The following is an 8,213-nucleotide window of genomic DNA, read 5'->3' as shown; positions in this document are numbered from 1 at the left end:
AATCTTCATATTCGGACCCGCCCTTTGTTGATAAAGTGTACAAACTTATCATGGCTCACTATGAAGCCGATTAGAAGGGTGGGTCCATCTCATTATTCCGGTAATGCTTTTGAGCCGGAATCCAGGTGTTGTTTTTAAGCTTGAAAGTAAAAATCAAATGAAACACCTGGATCCGTCCCGGTAGTGTTTCTGAGCCGGGATAAGAGATCTCGAGGATGACGGGCGAGGGCAAAGTAATGCACACCCACTCGTCATATATGGACCCACCCTCTCGTCATATAACTAATGCTCCCCCAAACTACGTCATTCCGGTAATGCTTTTGAGCCGGAATCCAGGTGTTAATGCTTTAAAACCACAATAATCCAAGGCAACACCTGGATCCGTCCCGGTAGTGTTTCTGAGCCGGGATAAGAGATCTCGAGGATGACGTGCCTTTAAAGCAACACCTGGATCCCCGATTAAAGCATTCGAGGATGACGTGCGGGGGGAAGTAATACTCACTATTTCGCTATACAAGTAATTCGATATTCAAGTAATGCACACCCAAACTACGTCATTCCGGTAATGTTTTTGAGCCGGAATCCAGGTGTTAATGCTTTTAAAGCCACAATAATCCAAGACAACACCTGGATCCGTCCCGGTAGTGTTTCTGAGCCGGGATTAAAGCATTCGAGGATGACGTGCGGGGGGAAGTAATGCGCGCTATTTCGCCATAACGGCAATCCACCCACTCGTCATATAACTAATGCTCCCCCAAACTACGTCATTCCGGTAATGCTTTTGAGCCGGAATCCAGGTGTTGTTTTTAAGCTTGAAAGTAAAAATCAAATGAAACACCTGGATCCCCGATAAAAAAATTCGAGGATGACGGGCTATAGAAAAACACCTGGATCCGTCCCGGTAGTGTTTCTGAGCCGGGATTAAAGCATTCGAGGATGACGGGCTATAGAAAAACACCTGAATCCCTGATAAATGCATTCAAGGATGACGGCTGACAAACACCCACAAAAAAGCCCAATTTAATGGGCTTTCATTATTCTTCAACAAGCAAGTATACGATTAGTTACCAGATATTGTACCACCGCCGCCTGAGCCGCCGCCGAAGCCTGGGCCACCTGGAGCGGGTGCAGCACCAAATGCGCCGCCTGCAGCAGTTTGTAATTCTTCAAGGTGTGCAGCAACAATTGCTGGGTCAATACCGTTAGCAATCGCAACCGCTAAAATATCATCAGGAGTCATACCTGCAGCAACAGCAGCTTGAATCGCTTCGATAATCAGTGCTTCATCGCCATTTGCAGCAATAAACGTATTAGCTAATTGTGTAGCAGCTTCCGATACTGGTGCATTCTGAGTACTAGCTGTTAACGTTTCTTCAGCTATAGCACCGGCAGACATGCCCGCTGTCAATAATACTGAAACTAATAACAAGGTTAATTTATTTTTGCGCACTATTCTGCCTCGTGAAGTGGTGAATTACTAAAGTAGTTCAACTGCAATGCACTGATCCATTTACTTGTTGCGTTAGCCGGGATGATTGTACTGAAATTTCGCACAGCATATAATCCATTACCTTGTAAGCCATCAATGTTCATCAGTGAAAAATGCTCACCTATAACCGCTGACTCTACTTGTGGAGCGATGATTTTAATACCAATACCATGACAAATTTGAATCACCGTTTGGACAAAGAAGCGTGTATCAGCTTGAGCAATATCACGTACATAACTAGGATCAATTTTAATATAATCAATGTTTAAGTTTCTGATATAGCAAAACGAACTTAAACTTGAACCAAAACGTTCAATGGCAATATCAATATCCAATTGTTTCGCTCGGCTTATAAATTTCTCTGTCGATTCAAGCGAAAGCATCGCGCCAGACTCGTTAAATTCATACAAAAGTGGTGGAAGCGATTTATGCAATTTTTGGTATAAATCAAATAACCAATCGGTAAATACCGGATTATGCAGCGCACGATTACTAATATTAATCGCCACACGCGTGTGTTCAATATGTTGAAGTTTATAAAAAATAAAACACACAACAGCTTGTTCAAGGTCTTGCAGCACGCCCAGTCTTTCTGCCATGGCAAACACATCTAAAGTCGATAATGTTTCACCCGCTATTTTAAATCGTACAAATGATTCAACATACAAAATGGTCTGATTTTCATCCACTACCGGTTGCAACATTAAATCGAATATTTTATCTAACGGAATACATTTGATCGCAAAATCTTTACTACGAGAATGGTTGATTTCGTCTTTAAAATACTGCGTGAACTGAGTCAAAATACCAACCCATTCTTCACGTGAATGATTCTTTTGCATTCCCTTAGCAGAAACCAATCCCTTGAGATTATCGGCATACTGATTTTGCACTAGCTGGTTATCTAAACGCATAACCACGTCAGCAAAGTCTTCTTGATAGTTCACGCGGGTGAGGCTATGTTTTGCAAAGCCGTTACTATAGCGCGACGAGCTTTCAATCAAAATACTGGCTGCTATTTGCTGATCAATTTCTTTAGCTGCATCCTCAGTCAGTAAGCTTAAAAACGCAAACTCAGAACCCGAGATACGGTATAAAGTCGCCTCAGATAAGCTATTCATCTGTTTACTAAAAAGTTGTGCGCCAGATAAAATATAGTCATCACCACTGCCATAACCATCATCGTCATTCACCTGTTTTAAAGAGGTCATCGACAACAAACCTAAATAAAACCGATTACCATGCATTTCATATTCAGCCTGAATAGACTCAAACTGTTTCAATAATGCTCTGCGATTAGGCAATCCAGTATGCGAGTCAATATAAACCTCACGCGATAACTCTTCTGCTAACTTAGTTTGCTCGTTAAAAGACCGTTGAATATTCTCAATCATGCGATTAATCGCATTAACTAATGTGCGTAACTCAGAGGTAAAAGGCTTAATAGGATTAAGCTCAAAGCGCTTTTGAATAACCGACTCAGCTTGTTTTTCAATACTGCTTAATGGGGTTAATACCGCTTTTAAAATAAAGTAAGCACATAACAGTGCAATAACAAGTTGAAATAGTGAAGAGCTTAAGTTGTTTACCGCGTGATCCCATAAGCTTTTATAGGAGGTACCAGCATGCGACTGCACCTCTAACTTACCTGCAATACGCCAGCCGTCACTCACCTCACTGGTCATTACCGGAGGGTGCAGTGTAAACCAACTCATAAACCATTGCGGTACCGCAAAATTACCTTGAGGATTAGTACGCTCAAATAACACTTTACCGTCAAGATCGGTAAATATAATGTGTTGATAATAACCCGAGTCAAAAATAGCATTGGTCATGGTCTCGGCAATCACCAAACCTTCTTCATCCATATAAGGTGATATAGATAATCCTAAACTATGCGCAGCCCCTTGTGCATGAGACGCCAACTGCTCGTTTAGATAACCTCGCATGTTTGACACGTTATTATACAACGCAGCACCAAAGCTAAAAATAGATAAAAAACCTATTAGTAAGTACAGCTGAAGTCGCAAAGACATTCCTTTTGTAAACATTTATTGCTCCAGTTCCTTTTGTAACGATTACTCGCCATTTTCAATTCGAGTGACTAAATCAGTCCAACTTTTTGTGCCGCCACTAGTGGGTTTAGTACTGCCTAACCCCTGTGCTTTTGCCAACCATAACCCTTGACCATTAAAAGAATAAACAGGCTTTAAATCACGGCGTTGATTAGCGGGTAAAATTTTGGTTTTTAAATTATCTAATACCAAAGGCATCGCCTTTGGGTTTTCAAAATAAATCAATACCATGTGCGGCTCGTTAATTAATAACGCACGCACATACATCAAGCGCATTTTGCTTTCATCAACGCCCATGGCTTTTAAGGTAAAATACTTAAATATGGCAAAGTCTTCACAATCGCCACCTTTAGTGCCTAATGATTCAAGCGGTGCAGCCCAATAGTCACTTTTATGCCAATGATCACTATCACTCACAAAACGTATCCGCCGATTAGCAAACTGATTGGCTAAATGTAGCCTGTCGTAATCCGTTAGCGTAATGCCTTCATTAATAGTGTCGCGCCAGTCGCTAAAGTCTTCTACACGGTCCGAACCATAACGCTGCTCAATTTGCTTAAATAAATCAGCGGTAAATAAACTGTCAGTGATATTGGCAATACACACAGCAGAAAACACCAATGGCAAAACAAGCCAGTTGCGATATCTATGCAACACAAAACGAGTCTAATACGCAAATATCACTGCAAATGATAGTTAATAATAACACTGTAATAATTTTACAGGCTCAAATATCTACCACCGCCCCCTCAATGGCTCATTTCCGTCATTTTTAATGTCCATTTCCGTTATCCTCGAACGTTTTATCGGGGATATAGCTTAAATGTTTTTTTAAATTTTCATCGCTTGCTATCATTTTAATCTTTTTTGTTATCGCTCTATCTCTTGTTTTACATCGCTTGTCACCGTTTTACATATTTTCTTTCACATCAACGCCTTGCCTTTAAGCAGTTTACGCATCCACATTCTGTTGGGACTGAGTAGTGCTTGTAACTCTAAGCTTAATGGTGACAATTCGCCGCATAGGTTTGCTGCTAAGCATTCTGCGACCAGTGGGCCTGAGCTTAGGCCGCGAGAACCGAGTCCTCCTAACACATATAAACCGTCATAAATTGGTGCAGGTGTGGTTTGCCAATAACGTTGCCATAGACTGGGTTTGTCTTTCGATTGCTGTTGAACTGCATAACGTGTAAACAACGCTTCAACATCAGGCGCACAACCCATTACCGGGAAATGATCGCGACTGACCATCCTTACGCCGACTCTGGCATCATTGTTTGAAACATCAATATCGTTAGGCCAGTTTGAATTAGGAAAGCTTTGTTGCATTTTAAGGCTGTTTTCATGCTGCTCTATCGGGCAGAAATCAAGATGCTGTGGGTCTTTTACATAACTTGCCCCAACGCAATGCAATTGCTTATGTTGTGGCGTTAAATAACCATTAGCGCAGATAACAGTATTAAGCTGTGCCAGTTCACCTTGCGATGGTACATGGCTAACTTGACCTCTAAAACCGGTGATTTGCAGGCTTGTTGTTTGCTTATATTGGGTGAGTTGAGCGCCAGAGGCGATGACGACCTGTTGGTGTGTTGCGATAGGGCTATTATCACCGGCACTAAACAGTTGCCAGCCGGATGAGTGTGATTCAAGTGAGCTTATGTCGCTATTATAGATAACGCGAACTTTGGTTAACGTTTGTGCTTTGGTAATGCTTGCTTGTGCGAATTCAAACGGACAAGCCCAGCCTCCCAGAGGGTAATAAAATCCAGATTTATCAATCTCGACGCTAGCAAGTTGTGTGGCTTGGTTTGGATTTACCGCAAAAGCGATTTCACTTGGCCACGCTTGACCATTAATTATTTTATCCAGTCTTGTTTGGCTGCGTTGATCGAACCCAGTATGTAATACACCGCACCACTGATGGCCGATATCATAACCATTATCAACTAATGCCTGAATTCTGCGTCGACTGTATAGAAAAGCTTGTTGAAAAAATTGACTTAACGAGCCATTTTCTGGGGTAAGTAGGGGATAAATGGCACCTTGTTTGTTACCAGATGCGCCTTGTCCTAATGTGTCATCTTTGCAATAAATAATCACATCTTTGCCGCGCTCGGCCAGAGACAAAGCAAGACTTGCAGAAGCGATACCTCCGCCTATAATAGCGATAGGGCTGTTGTTATTAGAATGTAACGTTGGCAACGGGTTGTAAGCAAATTGCTGCTGTAGTTGTTGTCTTAGTGCGTTACGTTCTGCGATGGCAATGTCATCATTGGATTTGGACAATGTGGTTGATAAAAAACCGCATAGTGCTAGTTGCTTTTTGATAATAGGGGCGATATCGTCGTCATTGGTGCTAGCCGCTAAAAATGTCACATTATCAACACTTAGCCGACCATATTGCCAAAGTGAAGCTTGATTAAAATAATGATCCGAATGAACCTCTTGGCTCGTATGGGGTAGGGCAAACCAATGTGTTATCCTCTGTTTATTAGGCGTGGCAATAGTTTTGGCTTGCGCTAGTGGCGAACCTTGATACAGGTCAATGATAAATTGGTTTTGAAGTAAACCCAGCCGTTGGCAACCTTCGATGGCTGCAATTTCACTATTGAGTAATGCTTTGGCAAAATCGAATAAATAATGGTCTGAATCAAGTAGCCCTTGTTGTTGCCATTTTTGTTCTAGTTGCTTACGGTTTATCGGGTTTTGTTCAAATACACTGATGTGAATTCGAGTTTGTTGCTGTTTTAAAGGGTTTTGCAGGTTAGCCTGTTGTAAGGCTGCCAGTAGCAATAGTATTTCGTGGCCATCGCCAAAACCTAGTTGGCCTAGGGTTAACAAATGTGGTTGAGTATTTGTGGCTACTATTTTATCGTCACTGCTTTGCAATACTTCGGCGATATACTGCTTAACAATGTGGAAATATCGGCTATTTTGATTGACGTTGTTGCCCAGTAATTCACAACTATGTAATTCGTGTAAATTTGGGAATACAGATTTTAAAGGTGTTTTATTCAAAATATTTTACTCAGGGCCGATAACTTGGCATTATTTTACCTGCGTTTATGGAAAGCTGACCACTTAATTGCAACAAAGCAGCTATGATTGCCGCAATTAAGTACCGACATGTACCAAATGGATAGCATAAAAATGAAAAGAGTCGTGATCACCGGAATGGGTGTTGTTTCAAGTATCGGTAATAACAAGCTAGAAGTGACTGAGTCACTTAAAGCGGGTCGTAGCGGTATTACTCACTCGGCACAGTTTGAAGAAATGCAATTACGTAGCAAAGTTTGGGGTGACATTAAAATGAACCCAGCTGACCATATCGATCGTAAAGCTCTACGCTTTATGGGCGATGCTGCTGCATATGCTTACATTGCTATGCAGGAAGCGATTGCTGATGCTAATTTAACTGAAGAGCAATATTCTAATTTTCGTGTCGGGTTGATTGCTGGTACGGGTGGCGCTTCTTCAAAAAACCAAGTTCAGGCTGCTGATACACTTCGTGAAAAAGGTGTTAAGCGAGTAGGCCCTTATATAGTGCCTCGTATTATGTCTAGTACTGCAAGTGCTTGCTTGGCGACACCATTTAAAATTAAAGGGACGAGCTATTCAATCAGTTCAGCTTGTGCCACTTCAGCTCATTGTATTGGTCATGCCGTTGAACTTATCCAAATGGGTAAGCAAGATATGGTGTTTGCTGGTGGTGCTGAAGAAGTCGATTGGACACTTACCATGGGCTTTGATGCTATGGGCGCACTATCGACTAAGTACAATGACACGCCTGAAAAAGCGTCACGTACTTATGATGCAGATCGTGATGGTTTTGTTATTTCTGGCGGCGGCGGAATTGTTGTTGTTGAAGAATTAGAACATGCCTTAGCACGTGGCGCGAAAATCTATGCTGAGATTGTTGGTTATGGTGCCACATCTGATGGCTACGACATGGTTGCTCCGTCTGGAGAAGGTGCCGTACGTTGTATGCAGATGGCATTAGCTGATGTTGATACGCCAGTTGATTACATCAATACTCATGGTACTTCTACTCCTGTAGGTGACATGCGTGAACTTGAAGCATTGCGCGAAGTGTTTGGCGATAACATGCCTCCAATCGCATCAACTAAATCAATGACTGGTCATGCTTTAGGTGCTGCGGGTGTTCATGAAGCGATTTACAGCTTAATCATGATGGAAGACAGTTTTATTGCTCCAAGCATTAACATTGACAACCTAGATGAAAAAGCCGCTGGCATGCCAGTAGTTCGTGAAATGCGCAAAGCAGAATTAACCACCATCATGAGCAATAGCTTTGGTTTTGGTGGTACTAACGCAACGTTAGTAATGCGTAAATATAAAGCGTAAAACGTTATTAGTGGGTTAACCCCGCGAATGATTTAAAAGCCAGCTTGGGTGACTATGCTGGCTTTTTTGTTGCTTTAAAAAGAGCAAAGGCAAAAATGCTATACCCCTCACAGTAGCGTTTCTGAGCTGGGATAAAAGCATTCGAGGATGACGGGCTGTGAAGTAAGGATCGCTACCACAAGGCATTAGGAACCCACTCGCACGTCATTTAATTAACGCCCACTACTACTTCATTTCGATAACATCCACTACTACTTCATTTCGATATCATCCACTACTACTTC

At 41.9% G+C, this 8,213-nt stretch carries 5 protein-coding genes; 1 reads left to right on the top strand and 4 read right to left on the bottom strand.

The features are described 5' to 3' along the window. Positions 1 to 1,060: 1,060 nt before the first annotated feature. The 4 genes from H5202_RS15720 to mnmC form a co-directional block, all read right to left on the bottom strand. The gene (locus H5202_RS15720) at positions 1,061 to 1,450 is read right to left on the bottom strand and encodes a hypothetical protein (protein WP_182772905.1); all 390 of its coding nucleotides are present in this window, start codon (positions 1,448 to 1,450) and stop codon (positions 1,061 to 1,063) included. Then, positions 1,450 to 3,540, bottom strand: coding sequence for a bifunctional diguanylate cyclase/phosphodiesterase (locus tag H5202_RS15715; protein ID WP_182772904.1), 2,091 nt, complete (start codon positions 3,538 to 3,540; stop codon positions 1,450 to 1,452). The genes H5202_RS15720 and H5202_RS15715 overlap by 1 nt, the downstream gene beginning before the upstream one ends. A gap of 27 nt (positions 3,541 to 3,567) precedes the next feature. Further along, positions 3,568 to 4,221, bottom strand: a complete 654-nt coding sequence (locus H5202_RS15710; protein WP_336244803.1) for a transglutaminase-like cysteine peptidase — start codon at positions 4,219 to 4,221, stop codon at positions 3,568 to 3,570. Between the two features lie 267 nt (positions 4,222 to 4,488). Next, the gene (gene mnmC / locus H5202_RS15705) at positions 4,489 to 6,582 is read right to left on the bottom strand and encodes an FAD-dependent 5-carboxymethylaminomethyl-2-thiouridine(34) oxidoreductase MnmC (RefSeq protein WP_259397342.1); all 2,094 of its coding nucleotides are present in this window, start codon (positions 6,580 to 6,582) and stop codon (positions 4,489 to 4,491) included. Between the two features lie 132 nt (positions 6,583 to 6,714). On the opposite strand from mnmC, the gene fabB reads away from it, so the two are divergent. Beyond that, positions 6,715 to 7,929: a beta-ketoacyl-ACP synthase I gene (fabB, locus tag H5202_RS15700; protein ID WP_182772906.1), complete on the top strand. Its 1,215-nt coding sequence runs from the start codon at positions 6,715 to 6,717 to the stop codon at positions 7,927 to 7,929. Positions 7,930 to 8,213 lie beyond the last annotated feature (284 nt).

The organism is Shewanella sp. SG41-4, assembly GCF_014164505.1.
Lineage (GTDB): Bacteria > Pseudomonadota > Gammaproteobacteria > Enterobacterales > Shewanellaceae > Shewanella.
This window is presented reverse-complemented; position numbering and strand designations above follow the sequence as displayed.

Coding starts and splice junctions, on each gene's coding strand:
- H5202_RS15715 (WP_182772904.1), bottom strand. CDS start 3,540: ATGTTTACAAAAGGAATGTCTTTGCGACTTCAGCTGTACTTACTAATA.
- fabB (WP_182772906.1), top strand. CDS start 6,715: ATGAAAAGAGTCGTGATCACCGGAATGGGTGTTGTTTCAAGTATCGGT.